Source organism: Treponema sp. OMZ 788 (genome assembly GCF_024181245.1).
Lineage (GTDB): Bacteria > Spirochaetota > Spirochaetia > Treponematales > Treponemataceae > Treponema_B.
Genome location: NZ_CP051199.1, coordinates 2,085,626 through 2,105,170 on the forward strand (window position 1 = coordinate 2,085,626; position 19,545 = coordinate 2,105,170).

General features: G+C 36.7%; 29 protein-coding genes. 19 read left to right on the top strand and 10 right to left on the bottom strand.

All coding sequences use genetic code 11. From position 1 onward, the window contains the following. Window positions 1–116 precede the first annotated feature (116 nt). The 11 genes from E4O00_RS10275 to E4O00_RS10325 all read left to right on the top strand — a co-directional run bounded on the left by E4O00_RS10275 (window position 117) and on the right by E4O00_RS10325 (window position 7,360). Complete coding sequence (locus E4O00_RS10275; RefSeq protein ID WP_253677277.1) at window positions 117–356, top strand: TerY-C metal binding domain-containing protein; 240 nt, start codon at window positions 117–119, stop codon at window positions 354–356. Next, on the top strand, window positions 356–745 hold the full coding sequence (locus tag E4O00_RS10280; protein WP_253677278.1) for a hypothetical protein: 390 nt from the start codon (window positions 356–358) through the stop codon (window positions 743–745). The genes E4O00_RS10275 and E4O00_RS10280 overlap by 1 nt, the downstream gene beginning before the upstream one ends. Further along, the gene (locus E4O00_RS10285) at window positions 717–1,676 is read left to right on the top strand and encodes a protein kinase domain-containing protein (RefSeq protein ID WP_253677279.1); all 960 of its coding nucleotides are present in this window, start codon (window positions 717–719) and stop codon (window positions 1,674–1,676) included. The genes E4O00_RS10280 and E4O00_RS10285 overlap by 29 nt, the downstream gene beginning before the upstream one ends. Window positions 1,677–1,690: 14 nt before the next feature. After that, a complete protein-coding gene (locus tag E4O00_RS10290) occupies window positions 1,691–2,410 on the top strand; it encodes a vWA domain-containing protein (RefSeq protein ID WP_253677280.1) in 720 nt (239 codons plus the stop codon). Continuing rightward, a complete protein-coding gene (locus E4O00_RS10295; RefSeq protein WP_253677281.1) occupies window positions 2,410–4,062 on the top strand; it encodes a protein phosphatase 2C domain-containing protein in 1,653 nt (550 codons plus the stop codon). The genes E4O00_RS10290 and E4O00_RS10295 overlap by 1 nt, the downstream gene beginning before the upstream one ends. Next, complete coding sequence (locus E4O00_RS10300; RefSeq protein WP_253677282.1) at window positions 4,052–5,095, top strand: leucine-rich repeat protein; 1,044 nt, start codon at window positions 4,052–4,054, stop codon at window positions 5,093–5,095. The genes E4O00_RS10295 and E4O00_RS10300 overlap by 11 nt, the downstream gene beginning before the upstream one ends. Window positions 5,096–5,129: 34 nt before the next feature. Further along, a complete protein-coding gene (locus E4O00_RS10305; protein WP_253677283.1) occupies window positions 5,130–5,267 on the top strand; it encodes a hypothetical protein in 138 nt (45 codons plus the stop codon). Then, complete coding sequence (locus tag E4O00_RS10310; protein ID WP_253677284.1) at window positions 5,257–6,366, top strand: leucine-rich repeat protein; 1,110 nt, start codon at window positions 5,257–5,259, stop codon at window positions 6,364–6,366. The genes E4O00_RS10305 and E4O00_RS10310 overlap by 11 nt, the downstream gene beginning before the upstream one ends. Before the next feature lie 269 nt (window positions 6,367–6,635). Further along, window positions 6,636–6,809, top strand: coding sequence for a BrnT family toxin (locus E4O00_RS10315; RefSeq protein WP_256481900.1), 174 nt, complete (start codon window positions 6,636–6,638; stop codon window positions 6,807–6,809). Continuing rightward, window positions 6,787–7,077, top strand: coding sequence for a BrnA antitoxin family protein (locus E4O00_RS10320; protein ID WP_253677286.1), 291 nt, complete (start codon window positions 6,787–6,789; stop codon window positions 7,075–7,077). Before E4O00_RS10315 ends, E4O00_RS10320 begins: the two co-directional genes overlap by 23 nt. A 13-nt stretch (window positions 7,078–7,090) precedes the next feature. Beyond that, window positions 7,091–7,360: a hypothetical protein gene (locus tag E4O00_RS10325; protein WP_253677287.1), complete on the top strand. Its 270-nt coding sequence runs from the start codon at window positions 7,091–7,093 to the stop codon at window positions 7,358–7,360. 306 nt (window positions 7,361–7,666) lie between these two features. Here the strand turns inward: E4O00_RS10325 and E4O00_RS10330 are convergent, their stop codons facing one another. Further along, on the bottom strand, window positions 7,667–8,299 hold the full coding sequence (locus E4O00_RS10330; RefSeq protein ID WP_253677288.1) for a hypothetical protein: 633 nt from the start codon (window positions 8,297–8,299) through the stop codon (window positions 7,667–7,669). Beyond that, window positions 8,296–9,081 carry a hypothetical protein gene (locus E4O00_RS10335; protein ID WP_253677289.1) on the bottom strand — a complete coding sequence of 262 codons (786 nt, stop codon included), beginning with the start codon at window positions 9,079–9,081 and terminating at the stop codon, window positions 8,296–8,298. The genes E4O00_RS10330 and E4O00_RS10335 overlap by 4 nt, the downstream gene beginning before the upstream one ends. A gap of 153 nt (window positions 9,082–9,234) precedes the next feature. Here E4O00_RS10335 and E4O00_RS10340 point away from each other — a divergent pair, with 153 nt between their 5' ends. Then, window positions 9,235–9,702: a hypothetical protein gene (locus E4O00_RS10340; RefSeq protein ID WP_253677290.1), complete on the top strand. Its 468-nt coding sequence runs from the start codon at window positions 9,235–9,237 to the stop codon at window positions 9,700–9,702. Window positions 9,703–9,711: 9 nt separating this feature from the next. On the opposite strand, the gene E4O00_RS10345 is transcribed toward E4O00_RS10340, so the two are convergent. From E4O00_RS10345 to E4O00_RS10360, 4 genes are all read right to left on the bottom strand, one after another. Further along, complete coding sequence (locus tag E4O00_RS10345; RefSeq protein ID WP_253677291.1) at window positions 9,712–10,104, bottom strand: DUF4145 domain-containing protein; 393 nt, start codon at window positions 10,102–10,104, stop codon at window positions 9,712–9,714. A gap of 21 nt (window positions 10,105–10,125) precedes the next feature. Then, window positions 10,126–10,464, bottom strand: a complete 339-nt coding sequence (locus E4O00_RS10350; RefSeq protein ID WP_253677292.1) for a hypothetical protein — start codon at window positions 10,462–10,464, stop codon at window positions 10,126–10,128. A gap of 12 nt (window positions 10,465–10,476) precedes the next feature. Further along, entirely contained in the window at window positions 10,477–11,142 is a 666-nt protein-coding gene (locus E4O00_RS10355) for a hypothetical protein (RefSeq protein ID WP_253677293.1), read from the bottom strand. Window positions 11,143–11,258: 116 nt separating this feature from the next. Continuing rightward, window positions 11,259–12,008 carry an alpha/beta fold hydrolase gene (locus E4O00_RS10360; RefSeq protein ID WP_253677294.1) on the bottom strand — a complete coding sequence of 250 codons (750 nt, stop codon included), beginning with the start codon at window positions 12,006–12,008 and terminating at the stop codon, window positions 11,259–11,261. Between the two features lie 147 nt (window positions 12,009–12,155). Here E4O00_RS10360 and E4O00_RS10365 point away from each other — a divergent pair, with 147 nt between their 5' ends. Further along, window positions 12,156–13,283: an RtcB family protein gene (locus E4O00_RS10365; protein ID WP_253677295.1), complete on the top strand. Its 1,128-nt coding sequence runs from the start codon at window positions 12,156–12,158 to the stop codon at window positions 13,281–13,283. Window positions 13,284–13,290: 7 nt separating this feature from the next. Here E4O00_RS10365 and cls read toward each other — a convergent pair whose 3' ends face one another. The 4 genes from cls to E4O00_RS10385 form a co-directional block, all read right to left on the bottom strand. Continuing rightward, the gene (cls, locus tag E4O00_RS10370) at window positions 13,291–14,655 is read right to left on the bottom strand and encodes a cardiolipin synthase (protein WP_253677296.1); all 1,365 of its coding nucleotides are present in this window, start codon (window positions 14,653–14,655) and stop codon (window positions 13,291–13,293) included. Window positions 14,656–14,744: 89 nt separating this feature from the next. Continuing rightward, the gene (locus E4O00_RS10375; protein WP_253677297.1) at window positions 14,745–15,491 is read right to left on the bottom strand and encodes a hypothetical protein; all 747 of its coding nucleotides are present in this window, start codon (window positions 15,489–15,491) and stop codon (window positions 14,745–14,747) included. Window position 15,492: 1 nt separating this feature from the next. Next, window positions 15,493–15,933, bottom strand: a complete 441-nt coding sequence (locus E4O00_RS10380) for a hypothetical protein (protein WP_253677298.1) — start codon at window positions 15,931–15,933, stop codon at window positions 15,493–15,495. Continuing rightward, window positions 15,866–16,225, bottom strand: coding sequence for a hypothetical protein (locus E4O00_RS10385; RefSeq protein WP_253677299.1), 360 nt, complete (start codon window positions 16,223–16,225; stop codon window positions 15,866–15,868). Before E4O00_RS10385 ends, E4O00_RS10380 begins: the two co-directional genes overlap by 68 nt. An 81-nt stretch (window positions 16,226–16,306) precedes the next feature. On the opposite strand from E4O00_RS10385, the gene E4O00_RS10390 reads away from it, so the two are divergent. The 6 genes from E4O00_RS10390 to E4O00_RS10415 all read left to right on the top strand — a co-directional run bounded on the left by E4O00_RS10390 (window position 16,307) and on the right by E4O00_RS10415 (window position 19,540). After that, window positions 16,307–16,534, top strand: coding sequence for a DUF2281 domain-containing protein (locus E4O00_RS10390; RefSeq protein ID WP_253677300.1), 228 nt, complete (start codon window positions 16,307–16,309; stop codon window positions 16,532–16,534). Further along, entirely contained in the window at window positions 16,531–16,839 is a 309-nt protein-coding gene (locus E4O00_RS10395; RefSeq protein ID WP_253677301.1) for a type II toxin-antitoxin system VapC family toxin, read from the top strand. The genes E4O00_RS10390 and E4O00_RS10395 overlap by 4 nt, the downstream gene beginning before the upstream one ends. A gap of 306 nt (window positions 16,840–17,145) precedes the next feature. Beyond that, window positions 17,146–17,781: an SDR family oxidoreductase gene (locus E4O00_RS10400; RefSeq protein WP_253677302.1), complete on the top strand. Its 636-nt coding sequence runs from the start codon at window positions 17,146–17,148 to the stop codon at window positions 17,779–17,781. Window positions 17,782–18,091: 310 nt separating this feature from the next. Next, complete coding sequence (locus E4O00_RS10405; protein WP_253677303.1) at window positions 18,092–18,526, top strand: Rrf2 family transcriptional regulator; 435 nt, start codon at window positions 18,092–18,094, stop codon at window positions 18,524–18,526. Window positions 18,527–18,570: 44 nt separating this feature from the next. Further along, complete coding sequence (locus E4O00_RS10410; RefSeq protein ID WP_253677304.1) at window positions 18,571–19,008, top strand: GNAT family N-acetyltransferase; 438 nt, start codon at window positions 18,571–18,573, stop codon at window positions 19,006–19,008. 16 nt (window positions 19,009–19,024) lie between these two features. After that, a complete protein-coding gene (locus tag E4O00_RS10415) occupies window positions 19,025–19,540 on the top strand; it encodes a GNAT family N-acetyltransferase (protein ID WP_253677305.1) in 516 nt (171 codons plus the stop codon). Window positions 19,541–19,545 lie beyond the last annotated feature (5 nt).

The window sequence follows — 19,545 nt, forward strand, 5'->3', positions numbered from 1 at the left end:
TTGATATGAAAAAAACGGCAATTGTTATCACTCCGATGTGTCAGGTGTCGCACGGTGTGTATGGAATCCGGCTTGAGAAGCGCGGGCAGACCTGGTTTCAGACATGGGCGTTCCCTATGAAGCCTATCACTGCAGAGCGGGAAGGCTTTCAGTCGGAGATGGATTTATCAAATATGGATGCGGATGCAACTTTTCCAGGCTGCCCCTACTGTCATAGCAAAGAACTTGTCCAATGCGGAGATTGCGGAAAAATCTACTGCTACAAAGGCGAATTTGAATCTACCTGTCCGTGGTGCGGAAATACGGGAATGATTTCCAACGATGGATGGGGTATTGTTCAAGGAGGAGGATATTAATGGGGCGGTTAAAAACAAACGCTGTTATTAAAACAATCAATGGCGAAAAAATCACCGTTCGGGATGTACTCGGCGAAGGCGGTCAGGGAATTGTCTATAGAGTTTTGTATGGGGGTAAGGAGCGGGCACTTAAATGGTATTCAAAGGGTGTTGGAGACAACTCGGAGCGTTTTTACGAAAATCTCAAACGCAATATCGAAAAAGGAAGCCCTGCCCGAACATTCTTGTGGCCACTTGCCCTTACGGAAATACAAGAAGGAAAATATTTCGGCTATGTTATGGAGCTGCGTCCTTCCCGCTACAAAGATTTTGACTTATTTCTATTAAACAGGGTACAATTTAAAAATTTTTTCCGCAATTGTGAACGCTGCTTTACAGATTACGGCTAGCTTTAAAAAATTGCACAATCTAGGATTTAGCTATCAGGACTTGAATGATGGAAACTTTTTTATCAATCCAGAAAGCGGCGATGTTCTTATCTGCGACAATGACAATGTTGCCCCCGACCGTCAGAACCTCGGTATTCAGGGAAAACCGAAATATATGGCACCGGAAGTTGTGCATGCGACGAACCTGCCGGACACTTATTCCGACAGATTCTCGCTTGCGGTGATTCTATTTCTTCTTTTCTGCAAAAGCCATCCTCTCGATGGCTTGAAGGACAACAACCGCATCGATCCTGCAAAAAACGCAATGAACCTTTATTGTTTGAACCCTATTTTTATTTTTGACCCTGTCGACAAGTCAAATAGACCTAACCCTTACATCCACAAAAATGCACTCCTATTTTGGTCTATTTATCCCAAACACATTCAGGATGTGTTCATAAAGGCATTTGCAAAGGAGCATATTCAGTGCGACGGAAACGGGCGTGAGGACAGAGTTATTGAAAAAACATGGCTCAAAGAACTGACGCGGCTTCACTCTGAGCTTGCAATATGCCCGTTCTGCGGTGAGGAAACCTTCTTTGATACGCAAACCGAGCGTGCAAAGTGTATAAACTGCGGCAAGCCTTTTGATCGCCCAGCGATTCTCCGCCTTAAAAGCGGCGATATAATCCTTGAGCCGGAGCGTAAAATATACCTCTATCAAGTTGATGACAGTGTAGATATTGAAAGCGAAAGCCTTGATGAAGATGTCGGTGTGGTAATCCGGAACAAAAACAATCCTAAAATCTGGGGTTTACGGAATACGGGAAAAAAGACATGGGTAAAGCACACACCGCAGGGAAAAGAAGAAACAATAGAAAATGGGAAAGTGATTCCCATAGCACGTGGATTAAAAATATCTTTCGGTAGTACTGAAGGGGAAATTATATAAAGAGGAGAGATTAAATGAGTATACTTTCAGAAGCAACGGAAATTCCGCGAAAAACAATGATTATGTTTTTCCTAATTGACACATCCGGCAGTATGGAGGGCGAAAAAATCGCAAGCCTTAATGACGCAATGCGTGAAACCATTCCTGATATTAAAGATATTTCGGACAGCAACGCGGATGCACTCATTAAAATTGCCGTACTTGACTTTGCAAGCGGTACCGAATGGATTACACCGCTTCCGCAGGATTTTGACACATTCCGCTGGCAGGACTTAGAAGCTGGCGGCGTGACGGATTTAGGTGAAGCATGCCGTGAACTGAATTCAAAGCTCAACCGCAATTCTTTTTTACAAGATAAGGTAGGAAATTATGCACCTGTCATCATTCTTATGAGTGATGGTGCACCTACGGATGATTTTAATGGCGGGCTTGCGACATTAAAACAAAACAAATGGTTCGGGGCAGCAATTAAAATCGCTTTGTCAATAGGACAAGATGCCGACAATGATGTTCTTGCAAAATTTACCGGCAACAGCGAGCTAGTCATCCCGATTCATAATAAGGCGGCGATGAAACGCATGATTCGCTTTGTTTCCGTAACATCGTCAAGGATCGGAAGTGCAAAGGCAGGCGACGGTTTCGGGCATGAAGCAAAGGAACAGCAGGTTGTTGCTGAAATTCAGGCTGAAAGACAGGAACTTGATCCTGAAGAAAATATTGACGAAGGCTGGTAATGGTAAAATCAGAGCGATGTATGTTTGCACAATCCGTTCAGGGTGCAAGCCACAGTAAAAAAGAGGAATCTGCAGAAAACAAAGAGTTGGGGCAGAAATTTCCCTGTCAGGACAAATCCTGCTCCCAATTTTTCCCGGCTGATACCTCTCATAAAACGCCATATTATTTGACCGTTGCGTGCGACGGTCATGGCGGAGCTCCGTATTTTCGCAGTGCACGAGGTGCGGAGCTGGCCATTGCCTCCATAAAGAAAATACTCCCTGCCCATATTGACGAAATTGCAAGACTGCTGAAAGACATTCCGTATGATTATTCACTTGTTCAGGAATCTTGTGACAAAGTACACATTGACGATGCCGCAGTGCACAAAAATATCCTTTCCATGCTTGTACCTTCGTTGCTTACCGAATGGAAAAGAATGGTAGATTCCGACCGTACCGAAAATCCTATAACAGAGGAAGAACTCAAATTCTTGGAGCGGGAAGACAAACAGGCGGCAGATTATTACAGGGACGCACTCGCTTCCGGTTACTGCGATAAAGCAAACGAGGTTTTACGCCCGATTTACGGCACAACCTTCCTCTGCTTTGTTGCTGCGGAACATTTCTGGTTTGCGGTGCAAATCGGTGACGGCGATATTGCCGTGCATAATAAAACCGGATTTTTTATGCCTGTTCCCGAAGATGAACGCAATTTTTTGAATCAAACCACATCACTTTGTGATAAGGATGCGGAACATGAATTTAGAATCGCATTCGGTACTTGTAAAATCGATGCGGTCTTCTGTTCGACGGACGGAATTGCGAACAGCTTTGCAAACAAAGGCCAGCTTTTTACCTTTTATCAAAGAATACTCTCACTTTTTCGCACATATAATTTTGGCAGTAAACAGGTAATGGGCTTTTTTGATTTTAATTGGAAGACTGCGGCAAAAAAACAGGTTGAACTTGCAAACGACGAAATAAATAGCTCCCTTCCGGACATCTCAAAACGCGGAAGCGGGGACGATGTAACTCTTGCAGGTTTTGTAGACATAAGCAAAGATGATATCAAAAATGCTCTCAAGGCGGCAAAACTGGTTGAAGAAGGAAAAAAGGCTAAGGAAATGCCGGATAAAGCTGAAAAGAAATTTCGTGAAGCGGCGGATCTTGGCTCCCCCGAAGGTTGTTATCGGTTTGGCTATATGATTCGCCAAAAATCACCAAAGACGGCAATCGGATACCTTGCAAAGGCAATAGAAGGCGGAATAAAAGAGGCAAAAGAACCGATTGCAGTACTTCTTTTTGAGGAGGCTCAGGCTCTCCAACAAACCGGCAACCATGCCGACGCATTCAAATATTTTCTCAAGTCGGCTGAATACGGAATGAAAGAAGCCCAATATGAAGTAAGTCTTTATTTCGGCAGACCGCAGGATTACGAGCATTGCGGTGTGCGGCAGAACTTTGCCGAAGCAATCAGGTGGACTTTTGCAGCTGCCAAACAAGGACATCCCGAAGCAGAATGTAAGCTCGGCAAATGTTACCGTGACGGCAGGGGAATTCAGCAGGACGAAGAGCTTTCGCTTGAATGGTATAAAAAGGCCGGTGAGCACGGAAGCCTTGAGGCACAAAATTATTTGAAACAGCTTGAGGCGAAAGAAAATGAAATGTAAAGTATGCGGATTCCGTCTTGCTGACGGAGCGGCAAAATGCCCGATATGCGGGGCAATGCCGAGAAGTACAAAAGCAGGAAATATTGCCGAAGATGCAAATTTGCCGAGATATCTTTGCCCGTCATGTAAGACGGAAATTATCGGCGAACATCGGTATTGTCCCTCGTGCATGAAAGAATTGAGTGAAGCAGCAAAAACAGTTGGTATCAAGGAGCAGGATTGGAATAACTGCATAAAGTGCGGAGTATCACTTCCTGTCGGCGCAAAATTTTGTCATAAGTGCGGCGCAAAGCAAGAAGCAGCAAATGTTTCCGCCGGACTGAAAGAAACACCGCTTCAAGCGTTTAAGTATGAGAAACGCGGCAGAAACTATATTCTTAAAGGGATAAAAAACACTTCTCTTACGGATATAGTGATACCGAGTGTGTTTTCTACAATATGGCATGAAGCTTTTTCTGGCTATAGCGGTTTAACAAGTATAACCATTCCGAATTCTGTTGCTAAAATAGGCGACGCTGCTTTTCGGGGCTGTAGCGGTTTAATAAGCATAACCATTCCGGATTCTGTTACTAAAATAAATTGGGAGGCTTTTTGCGGGTGTAGCGGTTTAACAAGTATAACAATTCCAAGTTCTGTTACTCAAATAGGTTGCCGGGCTTTTGCGAACTGTAGCGGTTTAACAAGTATAACTATTCCGAGTTCTGTTACTCAAATAGACGATGCTGCTTTTCGGAGCTGTAGCGGTTTAACAAGTATAACAATTCCGAGTTCTGTTACTCAAATAGGCGGTTATACTTTTGAGGGCTGTAGCGGTTTAACAAGTATAACCATTCCGGATTCTGTTACTCAAATAGGCGATGCTGCTTTTCGGGGCTGTAGCGGTTTAACAAGTATAAACATTCCGAGTTCTGTTACGCAAATAGGCGGTTATGCTTTTGAGGGCTGTGTTTCCTTGGATAATCTCCGCATGAAAAAAAAATACAATTCGATATTAAGCGTATGTTCAGGGCTTCTCAGTTGGTTACGGGAATAAGTGGTAAAAGTTGCTGATTTATACTGAGGTGATTATGATGAATAGAGGTGGCAATGGTTTCCAGCAAGACGAAGAGCTTTCGCTTGAATGGTACAAAAAGGCCGGTGAGCACGGGAGCCGTGAGGAACAAAATTATTTGAAAAAACTTGAGGAGAAAGAAAATGAAATGTAAAGTATGCGGCTTCCGTCTTGCTGACGGAACGGCAAAATGCCCGATATGCGGGGCAATGCCGGGAAGTACAAAAGCAGGAAATATTGCCGAAGATGTAAATCTACCGAGATATTTTTGCCCGTCATGTAAGACGGAAATTATCGGCGAACATCGGTATTGTCCCTCGTGCATGAAAGACTTATCTCAAACGATAAAAAAGGCGGAAGTACAGGAGTCGGCCGGAAGCAAATGCGTACAGTGCGGAGCACTTCTTCCTATGAACGCAAAATTTTGTCATAAGTGCGGTGCAAAACAAGATAACAATTGCCCTCACTGTGGTGCAATACTCCTGCACAACGCAACATTTTGTAACGAATGCGGCGCAAAGCAAGAAGCGTTGTCAAGTGTAAAGGCTACGAAAGATAATGCACCAAATGTTTCCGCCGGATTGAAAGAAACACCACTTGAAGCGTTTAAGTATAAAGTACGTAACGGTAAGTATATTCTGACAAGGGTAAAAGATACTTTCTTTACGGATATAGTGATACCGAGTGTATTTTCTACAATAGATAGTAAAGCTTTTTCTGGCTGCCGTGGCTTAACAAGTATAACCATTCCGAATTCTGTTACTGAAATAGATGAGAGGGCTTTTGAGAACTGTAGCGGTTTAACAAGTATAACCATTCCGAATTCTGTGACTCAAATAGGTGATTATACTTTTTATAAATGTACAGGTTTAAAAAGTATAACCATTCCAAATTCTGTTACTAAAATAGGTAAGAGCGCTTTTGCAAGCTGTAACGGTTTAAAAAGTATAACCATTCCGTATTCTGTTACTGAAATAGGTGATTATACTTTTGTGGGCTGTAGTAGTTTAAAAAGTATAACCATTCCGTATTCTGTTACTAAAATAGGTGAGAATGCTTTTTCTAGCTGTACCTGTTTAACAAGTATAACGATTCCGAGTTCTGTTACTCAAATAGGTGATTATGCTTTTTATAAATGTTATTCCTTAAAATACGTTTCAATTGAAAACAACAGATTTAGAGAATCCGATATTGCCCGCATATTTGGAGATTCACCGAACTTTACGAAAATAAAAATCGGGAATAAGTGGTAAAAGTTGCTGATTTAGACTGAGGTGATTATGATGAATAGTGACAGTAAGATGGATAAGCTGAAAAAGTTAACTAGTAGTGGACTGTAAGAATAACCTCAAGATTTAATTCATTGATTGATTGTGCTAACCGGCCGTACCGGATTATTTTACGACATCAATTCTTCAAATTGAAAACCGTTTGATACCCCCGAAAAATATCGAGAAAGTAGCGATGAATATATAGAAAGATAAATACTAATAGGCAGTTCAAATAAATCGTAAAATATGATATTAACAATTCGACTTTAGAAGAAGATAGAATTGATATTATAGGTCAGATGAATAATATGATTATTTTGTTTGTTGTATATACAGACCGTAATGATAAAATACGGCTTATCTCTGCAAGAAAAGCAGAAGCTGATGAGGAGGCAGAATATTATGAAAACTATGACGCTCGATGAAGTTAAAAATCTTCCGCCGCTTACGGAAAAACGGCTAAACGAAATTAAAAACTTTCAAAACACCGACTTTTCGGACTGTCCCAAACAGACGAAAGAAGACCTTAAACAGTTTCGCCCTTATTATGAACTGCGTAAGGAATCACAAAAACGTAAAAAAGAAACTGTACAAGTAACCATTGATACGGATATTATAGAAGCCCTAAAAGCTCAAGGAAAGGAATATCAAACTTTCATAAATGCAATTTTAAGAAAAGCCGTATTTGGTTAAAAGGTATGTATGCATGAATGAGGTAATGTTACATCAATATAATTTACTTTCAAAAGAATTGCAGCAGGAAGTACAGCATTATATTGAACATTTATTTCTAAAAAATAAAGAATTGAGTAAACAAACGCACGAAGAAAACACAAAAGAAACTCAAGCAGATAAATTATCGGATACTTCATTATTTGGAACAAAAGCTGAAATTGTTTCGGACAAAAAACTTTTTGAAGTTTCCAATAATCTTATACATAAAAATCTTGAAGCATATAAGGAACTTGCACAGTGATTTTATTGAACTCAATAATAAAACAATGGATTTTATCACATACTGAAAACGAAGGAGAAAAGGAATAGACCAATGCCAAACCGTTTTCCCGAATACACGGCTGACTACATTGCAGGAATAATGAGTCTCAGAAAACCTCAAAAATACTTGCAGTTCATCAAAATATATGATTGCAAACAGCCATTGTTAGTATGGTGCTATTCCGAAAGTTCATGAGAGAAGCTTGAACACTCTGAGAGGGAGAATATAAAATACAAAAACACAACTTGCACAACAGACTATGAATCGACAACTACATAGAAAAAGCTAATCCAATTCTCTCAATTTAATAGCCGTAATCCCCTTACGATTCAGATAGTTTACATATTTCTTTAAAGATTGTTCTGTAGCATTTCTATCTTTAAAATCTTTTATATCAAACATCTTGCAAAGCATATAACCTTTCCCGCCATTAGGATCTTCTATTTTAAATTCACTATCTGTTGTGGCTACTATAGATTTTAATCTGCTGTCTTCTTTAAAGTAATCGATATTCCAATAATTGTTTCCTAAAATAAATATAAGGCGAGTTTTTGATTTCTCTATTGCAGTGTATCTGTCAATATCAAGTTCATCACATGAACTATCCCAAAACCCCGTATCACTTTGCAATAAAATGGAAAAACTATATCCTATATCTTCATGTTTTGTTCTAAAATGAAATTCATAAAAATACATATTTAACCAATCCCATGCCCAATTATCCAAATTACCTTCTCCGTTTCCAGGACTAGGATCGCCATACTTAGCTAAACCACCTGCATACGGCATATCAAGTCTCGCTGATATGTATTTCATTAAATCCAATATCAGCCGATTATAGGTATACAATAGACGAAAAGCACCCCTTACATCTGCCATAGCTGCATCAAAATCATCTGGTTTACACTCTGTACTCATTTCCATTCCTCCCAAGTAGTTTTTAGAATACTGATAGACTGATTATAGTTTCTTAAAACTGGGGTTAAAGTACTGAACTTTTGAAAGGGTAAATAGTTTTTAAAATCATTATGGCTCAACAGAAAACCGATTGATTGTGAACTGCTTTTTATGTAGTTCTTATATAGTTTATCCCCCAAACTCATTTCTTCTAACCATTTTATCTGCACATATCCATGAATTTCAAAATAGCGTAGTACTAATTTCAGTATTAAACAAACTACGCTATTCTGTTCATGTTCCAATATTTTACAGATTATATCCTGTATACTGCTCCATCGGCATTGAAATATAGATACACCTTCTATTTTTTTGATACCGCTATTGAGGAGACCTCCAAGAGCTATAAGGTATGATTGTTTATTATCTTTACCGTATTCATTGCGGTAGCCGATAATTTCTTTTTTCCACTGCAAAGGGTTTTGTTGACCTATTTCATACCGTTTTGCTTCAATTATAACATCACATTCTGAAAAGCGTATAAACACATCGGGTTCAACGTAGTTTACATTTTCCGTTCCTGAAGGTGCCCAATGTGGCCAAAATTCATAATGTGTTAATTGTCCTATTTTTTCTTTAGGTATGCTCTTTTGAGTATTTTCAGGAGTTGCAATTATAGCGTTGCGTAGTATTTCCCAGAGAAAAGTTGAAGGCAGTAAAAAAAGCGTGTCAAAAATACAGGATGTAAGAGAATCTTCGCACACTTCTATCGTAATTTTGTTATGTTTAAATGCAGAAATCATAATTTTCTTCTGATTAAAATATACTGCAATTACTATGTAGGTGTCAAGTCACTCAAATTTGTTACTCATAAAACTGAAAACTTCTAAAAACTGCACACATATTCGGCTTCTTCCCGTTTCTTTGATTCTTATGACAAAGACATACAATCGGTTGTGTTTACCGGTATCAAAAAAGGAGTATTTGAGGAAGCAAAGTTCGACAGCAAACCGGAACTCATCCTCGCTCGAATTATGGAACAAGATCAGACGGTTCAAAAATGGCTTCGTCCTGCAAAAAAAGAATTCAATCTGCAATACAACGGAGGCAAGCATTACGAACCTGATTTTGTAGCCGAAACATTCTCCTGCATTTATCTCATTGAAGTAAAAGGCGAAGACAAACAGGAACTACCTGATGTCATTGCAAAGAAAAACCGTGCATTCCGCTACTGCAAAACCGTTTCGGAATGGAGCACCGCACACAAGGGCAAACCATGGAAACATCTTTTTATTCCCTCAATGCAGATAAGCCCATCAGCCTCTTTTTCCCATCTTGCAAAAACATACACCATTGAAACGGAGTCAGCCGATATCTATAAAACCGATCCAGGCTACGGTATACAGATTGCTGCAGATAGGTGAGTAAATAGCTCATGTATGTTCAGCAAATATTATTATTTTTAGCTTAATTAAACAAGTGATTATACCTGCCATTGATAATAATCTACATAAAATAACTTTTTCATTTTTTTGTTCTTTTTTACTATTGGAAATTGTTTCAATTTCTGAAAATAACACTTCATCATTATGACGTGCTATATACCATTTTTCCAATAAATATTCTATCAGTTTTTGCATTTTTTTTGCTTCATCATATTCTATCCTGATTATTATATTTACATCTTTTTCCATATGAGCACCAATATTTCCAATTTTTCTTAAACTATTTATAGCCCGCCATTGATTATTTGGAATCTTATTTTTAAGATCATCTATTTCTTTAGCAAGAGTCTTGTTTTTTATTCTCCAATAATCCCTAATCATACCTTGTAAACAACGTCTATATCATGTTGCTCCGGCTTTTGGACTTTTATCTATTATCATACAGGCTTCTTCATAATCCTGACGAATTTGTTTGGGTATATATTCAGAAAATTTTTTATATACTCTTTCAGGGAAAATATCAAATTGTTCTTTTGTCACTGTATCAAAAGAAGTAGCTGAAAACATTTTACAGTGAGGATTTCCACATTTTAAAAGGTAAATTTCAAGTTCTTTTTCAGCTTTAACTTCTTTTCCACCAAATAAAATTTTTTGTGAAAAAAGCCAAGTTTTTTTTATAATATTTATCAGTAAAAGATTGTGAATTTCCACAATAAGGGCAAACATAATTTTTATTATCAAAATCTATATCTATCATTTTTGTTTTTCCTCCATTTTTTTAGTAATATTTTTTGTAAGATAATTCGGTATATAAGAATAAAAACCTTTACCTGCTATCTTTCTTATCTCTTTAATACAATTATTAGTATAAAAAATTTTATTTATTATATCATTTTTTTTATTTGGATCACACTCAGAAATAAGCTTTGCTATAGCTTCATTCAAACTATCAGGAAAAAGCATTACAATTTTTGCTTCATGAGTTTGTATAAATTTTATCAATAATTTTATTTTATCATCTCCTTTATTTTGTAAATTTCTATGAATCTCCATCAAAATACCAGATAATTCTTCAAAAACATCCCAATTTTTTTCAAAAATTAAATATTTACGTTCATCCAATGTTTTAAAATAGTATAAAAGAACAGGTACAATGACAAGTGAAAAAACTGCACTTATAATACTGCTTATAGTTTTTTTATAATCGAGAGGAAATTTTTGTATAATATTTTGTATAATATACAATAAAATTAAAAATGTTAAAACAAATAATATTGGTATTACAATAAAATTAAAAACCATAAAAATTATTTTAAAGATCCAATCAAAAAAATATCTCAATTTCGGACATTTATCCAAAAAACAGGTTTTATGTTTCATTGTATAATTTTCTTCCTTTATATCTATATTTTTCTCCATAATTACACCCCAAAAGCATTAATTTGTTTTAACTTTAATCCTATCAATATTTTTATAATTTTTCAATACCAATAGTTTTTAAACAATTCTTAAAACTTAATCCTAAGCAGTTAATTTCACCCCCCCACAATCATCTCTTTAAAAAGCTTAGGTTTAAGCAAAACAAGTCCGCCATGACCGAGGTTGGGTAGAATCTTAAAATCTGTTTGGGGGAAATATTTTTTCATATAGCGGATATCCCAAGAGCGAGCTTTTTCTTCAGTCTCGGCATACCAATAATGAATTTTTGTGGAAAGGACGGGAATAGGAAAAGGCATCTTATAATTATTGCAGGAATCAAAACTCCTCCACAGAGTCTTCCGGCTGCTGTGCCGCAAAACTTCAGCTGCGTATTCTATGTCTTCTTTGCTATACTCATCCGTAGAAAAAACTCTTGACAATAATTTTACACCGCCTATTCTTCCTATCATCACCATAAGATAATCACGCAAAGCAATAAAACGTGTCAGAAGCCAAGGCAGCTCATAAGGTGTAATTCCGCCGTCCATGATGCAGTGATCTATTCGTGTTCTTTTCTCCAGGGTCATTAGTAAGGCGATAGAGCCGCCCATAGAACAGCCGTACACTGCATAAAGGCCTTCGATTTTTTGTTCCATCATCCATTCATTCAGTTCCGAAGCAATTTCTTCAACGCTTGTAAAATCACTTTCCCGATCAAAATCATAGCCGGGCAAGGCAGGAACAATTAAGTGATATCGGTCTTCAAGCAAGGGAATAACTTTCTCAAAGTAATCCCATTTTACGCAAGAAGGATGAATCAAAAGTATCTTTTCAGTATTTTCACGTCCGAATTCATGAATTGTCATTTTTACCTCCACTCTATTTTTAAATCCTTATTCATGATAGTTTAGGATAATTCATTATACCATTGTCTTGAGTATATTTCTACATAAAAATTGTCAGGTATATAAATCCAATTTGACTTTTTACCTTCCTTATGATAAAATAAATTCATGCAAATAATTGAAGGAGCATACAACAAAGCTAGTGTAATGATCGATTCAATCGATTCTGAAACCGAAAAACAAATCAAAACCTTTCTCAATCATAAGGCTTTTGAAGGCACAAACATAGCAATAATGCCGGACTGCCATGCAGGCAAGGGAGCCGTTATCGGTTTTACGATGAATATAGATAAATACATAATCCCAAACATTGTAGGTGTAGATATCGGCTGCGGAATTCTTTCCGCCCGGCTCAATATAAAAAATCCGGATCTTGCAGAGCTGGATAACTTTATCAAAAAAAACATTCCTCATGGAAGATCAGTTCATCGAGACATAAAAATAGCAAATAAAGAATTTGAAGAAGAAATTATAGAAGAATCAAAAAAGGTTAATATGGATGAGGACAGAGCCTTAAAAAGTATAGGGACCTTAGGAGGCGGAAACCATTTTATAGAGCTTGGAAGAGACTCTCAAGGAAGATTATGGCTGACTGTTCATTCAGGAAGCAGAAATCTAGGTCTTCAAATTGCCGTTTTTTATCAAAAAAAAGCACAGCAGCTTTTAGATGAACAGAAACTTCTCACCCCTGAAGATAAAAACTTAGAATACCTATTTACAACAAGTGATGAAGGAAAAGCTTATCTAAGGGCAACCTATTTTGCTCAAAAATATGCAAAAGAAAACCGAAAAAAAATGATAGAACTAATCTCGCAATTTTTAAATGCAGAAATTGAAGAAACGGTAGAATCCGTTCATAATTTTATAGGTGAAGACGGCATTATTCGAAAGGGGGCGACTTCAGCAGGATTAAATGAAAGACTTATTATTCCCTTTAATATGCGTGACGGATTTGCATTTTGTGTAGGAAAAGGAAATGATAACTACAACCAATCGGCTCCTCATGGGGCAGGAAGAATTATGTCCCGCTCCAAGGCATTTAGTGAGCTTTCACTAAATGCCTTTCAAAAAGAAATGAAAAGTGCCGGAATATTTACTACAACTGCAACAAAAAATACATTGGATGAGGCTCCCTCTGCTTATAAAAATAAGGAAATAATTTTAAAACACATTAAGCCGACTGCCGATGTAAAAGATTTTGTAAAACCGATATATAACTTCAAAGCACCTAATTAGCATACTCCTACAATACCGGGGCAAACATAGTACTGAATTTGGACTTTAGACGAATCCAAAAAGATTGTTTACTTTTATAATCGGCCGTAGCATCTGAGCTTACAGCAAAATCATTTAAAAACATTTGTTCTATTTCCGATGCAAAGGGTTTATCGGCTATCAAGGCCGTAATTTCAAAATTTAACCTAAAAGATCTGTTATCAAAGTTTACGGTTCCGACAGTCGATAAAGAATCATCTATGAGCATTACCTTTTGATGCATAAAACCGTTTTCATAAAAGTATATTTTAGCTCCGTCATCTGCAAGCTCATCAAGATAGGCATTTGCAGCATTAAATACAAACCAATTATCGTACATCCTCGGAGTTAAAATACGAACTTCAATTCCTTTTAACAGGGCTAACCTAAGAGCCGTCATAGTTGCTTCATCAGGAATAAAATAAGGCGTTGCAATCCAAATTCTTTTTCGGGCAGAGTTTAAAAGATTAGTAAAAAATAAACTTGCTGTTTCGTATTTATCTGCCGGCCCCGATGCTAAAACCAATACGTTCTTATCGGCATTATCACCTTTAAAAATATTAGGCTCCCAGTTTAAACCGCTTATAAGTTCTTTACTTGCCCAATGCCAATCAACCAAAAAAGTTGCTTGCGCCGCAATTACTGAAGGCCCTTCAATCATCAAATGAGTATCTCTCCAAGGCGTAAAAACGGGATCTTTATCTAAGTGGTCATCACCTATGTTGAGCCCGCCTACCCAGGCAGCCTTACCGTCAACAACAACAATCTTCCTATGATTTCTAAAATTAATTTGAAAGCGGTGATCTTGCTGAGTATTAAACGGAAGAACTTTTATTCCATTTACAGAAAAAGAATTTAACCATTCTTTGGATATTCCCCTGCTTCCTAACTCATCATATAAAACATAGACGGCAACACCCTCTTTAGCTTTGCGTATCAACTGATCTTTAAACTTTGTTCCAATCTCATCATCTTTTAAAATATAAAACTGAAACAAAACATATTGTTCTGCTTTTTCAATTCCTTCCTCAATGCTTTTATATGTTTCCGCTCCGTTTAATAATAAATCGATCTTGTTCCCGTTTAAAAAAGGAGAGAGAGCTAATTTTTTCAGCACTTCATATTCAGGGAAAACATCCGGCGGCTCTACAAAATAAGGTTCCAAGTTTTTCGATATTTCTTTTATCCGGTTTTCAGTAATATCGGAATTAGCCTTCCACTCTTCTGCATAACCGTCAAATCTATTCCGGCCGAATACCCAATAAATCGGAACTGTTATAACCGGAAAAGAGTTTAATCCTACAGTCCATGCAATAGCTCCTTGAGAAGTCCGTGATGTTATAATAGCATTCAAGGAGCTAAAAAAACCGAGAGTATGAAATACTGCCAATAAAACAGAAAAAAATATTGCTCGTTTTTTATTTTTATTCTCGCTAATTTTAATTACCTCCTTTCTATATATTGCAGATTTTTAATTACATTACAAAACTCTTTACCGTTTGAACTAAGACTGCCGTAGTTATTTATTAAATTAATGGAGTTGCGTTCATTCATCAATTCAGGAAAGAATTTTTTATATTGTCCTGCTTCATATAAAAATCCGGGATTAAAGTCGGACGGCTTTGCTTCGGGAGAACCGCTGTAATATCTCATAATAAAATTTTTGGATAGCTTATTTGTTTCATTATTAAAATAGCGTAATTCGGTTTTTCTCCATGTTCTAATATCGTATAGCACAAAATCATTTTGAACATAAACACTAACAAGCTGACTTTGTTCGGTTATCATACCCGTATAAAGAATTCCATTTATAGTTTTTGATACATTCTGATTTGAATTTTTAACAGGGCCGTATATTTCTTTCACCTTTCCATAATCATCGGAAGGCATAAGAACTAAATCTGCATCTCTGATATCTATAAGATTAAAGATAGAACTCATTGCTCCTCTGATAAAATTTATTTCGATATTATCAGGGCCGTAATTTGAAGAACGCAACTCGGAACTGATTGTCCGTCTTATCCTTTCTTCTTCATTGTAAGAATCAACCGGCATAATAATTGCCAATCGAATCGTAAGAAGTTTTTTAATCTCGGCAATTTCTTTTGAAGCTATCCCGGGAATTATTTTTTCCGCTTTTTGAAAAGAAATCTTTGCATTACGAAATGCCGTATAATCCTTTACACGCATATTATATTGACCTTCTTGAATATACATGTAGGCAGCTTTTTTCTTTTGCGAGCCTGCCCTTTTCCAAAGCCCCCCTATATCCGGGAACCCATGAGTGAGCAAGCATATAATATTCTGAAGCTTGGAGAAGGTTATCGGGCTTATTTGTATAAGCAAGAGTTTCGGCAGCATTATAGGCTATATCGGCACCTAAAGAATTTATTTCGTTATCCAAATGGCGGGAGTATTTTTTTGCACGTTTTAGATGAGCTAATGCCTTTGAAATATTTTTAGAATTGTTTCCCGACATCTGCACAATACGCAAGGCTTCATTATAAAGAGCTTCTGTTGCTCGCGTATAAGCGGTATCTTTTAGACCGGTATAATCGCGGGCTTCAAATACTACAAACTCTTTTTTTTCCGCGTAAACCTTCGGGATACATTCTTTGAAGAGTATAAACAAGGTTGTAAAGAAGCAGCCAATCGGAAATATTATCTGCAATATCGGCATAATATATATCGTTTCTTTCAGCCTTGCTTATCATATCCATTATAGACCGCTCAGCCTGCGAAACCTCAGTTTTATAAACCCGTATATAGTCATCCGATACATTGCCGTCAATAAGAAGTTCGGCAGCTGATACTGCCCTTTGAACAGGTGTTGAACCGTGAATATACATGCTTGCACATCCGGTCATCAACACAAACAGACTCAATAAAATTAAAGATAAAGAAAATAGTTTAACAGTTTTCATGTATACATTATATTAAAAAAAAGAAAAATAGTATACTACCGATAAAAAATATGATATAATATGAAGATAATGGGGTAAAATATGAGTTATAGTGCATTAGAAAAAGAATTGAAAACACTGCCCGAAGAATACCTTGAATCTGTGGCAGAATATATTGAACTATTAAAGTATAAGATTTCCTTTTTAAATCAAAATCAGCTTTCAAAAAAAATTCCTATTATAGGACTTGCAGAGGGAAAATTCCCCACGCCTGATGACATAAATGCATATGATGACGAAATAATTGATATGTTCGGGGAATACATATGAAAATCTTATTAGATACACATATTTTAATATGGCTGCACCAAAATGATAAAAGACTTTCTCAAAAAGCTAGAAAAATTATACTAAATCCTCAAAATGACATTTTTTATAGCTCAATAAATATTTGGGAAGCTCAACTTGAACATTTAAAATATCCTGATTCTTTTCAATTTTCAGGAGAACATTTGGATAAACTAAGCCTTAAAGCAAATTTATCTTGCCTATATGTAAAACCAAATCATGTAACTGCACTTGGAACACTTACTTATTCTAAAAAGGCACCAAAAATACATAACGATCCATATTGATCGCATGTTAATTTGCCAAGCAAAGGTAGAAAATATGTTTCTCATGACTCATGATGCATTGATTCCATATTATGATGAAAATTTTATCATATCCGTGTAATTAATGATTTGGAAATAAAAATAGAACTATATGTGAATCTCAAATCAACAACTCCGACGCAAAGCGTCGGGGTATTAAACCCTCCGCACGAATAAAATATATTAAAAAATTTTAGCTGTAACTATTGACATTACACCAACAAAAGATTATACTATAGCTGTAACAATTATAGTTACAGCTATAGTATAAAAATATTGGAGGTTCTAATGAAAAAGATTGCAATTATCGGAGCAAATGGAAAGCAAGGTCAATGCCTCACAAATGAAGCTGTAATGCGGGGCTTTGATGTAACTGCCGTTATCCGTCAGCCTTGCGCTAAAAATGAAAAGGCAAGAGTTCTTCAAAAAGATTTATTTGATTTAAAACCCGAAGATTTGGCAAGCTTTGATGCCGTCATCGATGCCTTTGGCGCGTGGACATCGGAAACTTTTAATCTGCACATCACTTCATTAAGGCATTTATGTGATTGCTTAAAAAACACTAAAACGCGGCTTTTAGTAGTCGGAGGAGCAGCTTGCCTTTACACGGACAAGGAGCATAAAACAATCTTACTTAATGCTCCCAATTTCCCCGAAGAATTCCGGCCCCTAGCACAGGCAGAAACGGATGCTTTTTTTGAATTAAAAGAAAGAAAAGATGTTTTGTGGACTTACTTATCGCCGCCATTAGATTTTAAGGCCGAAGGTGAACGTACCGGAAAATATAAACTTGCAGGTAAAGAGCTCTCTTTCAATTCGCAGGGAGAGAGTACAATAAGCTATGCCGATTATGCCGTTGCTATGATTGATGAGGTAGAAAATGCAAAATTCGTTCAAGATAATTTTTCGGTTGTAAGTTTATAAAAGCTCCATCAGCCGTCCGCCCTATCAGGGCAACCGCACCAGATTGCTGAAGCGGTTGGCTTCCTTATTGAGCGAAATTTTAAACAAAATTTCGCTCTTTTGTTCAAAAAAACAGGGTAACCGCATCATAGGGGGAAACAAAATAGCAAAAAAATAGGCTGTGAATACCCCTCTTGCAGCCGCATAGCGGCGAAAGGCGGGTTGAACAGCCTATGTTTTTTGCGAAGATGAAACTCTGGTGCGGTTACCCTGTTCGCCCTATTGTATCTTATATAGTTTTAGTATAAACTATATAAGGTTAGGACGGCTTATGCAAATAGGAACAAAATTTTCGGTGTCAATTCATATCCTACTCTGCGTGGAATTCTTTAAAGATAAGTGTAAGGTAACCAGCGATTTTCTTGCCGAAAGTGTAAAGACAAATCCGGTAGTTATACGCAAACTTATGAGTGCGTTAAAAGATGCCGGACTTATAGAAATTACTCAAGGGACAGGCGGTATCGCATTAAAAAAAAATGCAAACCAAATCACCTTCCTCGATATCTTTAATGCAGTAGAATCCGTAAAAGACGGCAAACTTTTTAAAATACATGATACACCTCCGAACGAATGCCCTGTTGCACAAAGAATAAATTTTTTACTTGACGGCTACTTTATAGACGCTCAAACCGCCCTCGAAAAAAAATTAAATTCATTTACCCTGCAAGCCATTTTAAATAAAATAAAAGATATACAAATCTCTTAATTGAGTTAATTGATATAAAACCTACAATCTTAAAGAGGAACAAAATGGAGGACTGGATTAAATATCTTATACCTAAAAAACTTTTGGGTAATAAAAATAAAAATATTAAAATCGAAAAGTTTAATGAAATTCAACACAAAGATATTATTCCGCAAATATATGCCGATGCATTTTGCGATAAGGCATGGGAAAGCGATTGGTATAAAATAGACCTCTTTAATCCCGATTCTTGTTTTGTTGCAAAATATAATGAAGAATATGCAGGTTTTATTATTTCATTTATAAAAGAGAATTCGGCTTATATCAGTGTTATTGCAGTTATAAAAAAATATCAAAAATGCGGAATCGGAATATCTCTTATAAATAGAGTCATAAATTATTTTAAAAATAAAGATTTGAAAATCTATCTTGATGTCGAAGCAAAAAATAAACCGGCGATAAATTGGTACAACAAGTGCGAATTTATTCAAATCACTAAATAAAAAACATGGAGTACAAATGAAAACAAAAGATATAGAAACGGAAAGACTTATTTTACGCAGCATGACACTTGACGATGCAGATTTTGCAGCAAAGCTTTGGGGTGATCCTGAAAACGGAAAGTATCTTGCAGATGCACCGTATAAAAACGGCGATGAACTTAGAAAGATAATTTACGATATAGACGAATGGGAAGATGAATATCCTTTTATTGCTGTTTGCAAAAATACGGGCGAACCCGTTGCAACCTGCTGTTTAGGGACGGAAGGACCAAAGGGTCATTGGGGTTTCGGCTATACAGTAAAAAAAGAGTTGTGGGGCAAAGGACTTGCAACCGAGATGGTAAAAGCTTTGATAAATTTTGCGTACTCATTCGGCGTGCGTAATTTTTATTGTACAGTTGCAAAAGAAAATAAGGCCTCGTGCCGAGTGATGGAAAAATGCGGATTAAAAATAAAAGAGACACAAACATTTAAAAAACGCGGTACGGATATGGAATTTAAATCAAATATTTATACAATGAACATGGAGTAAGCTGT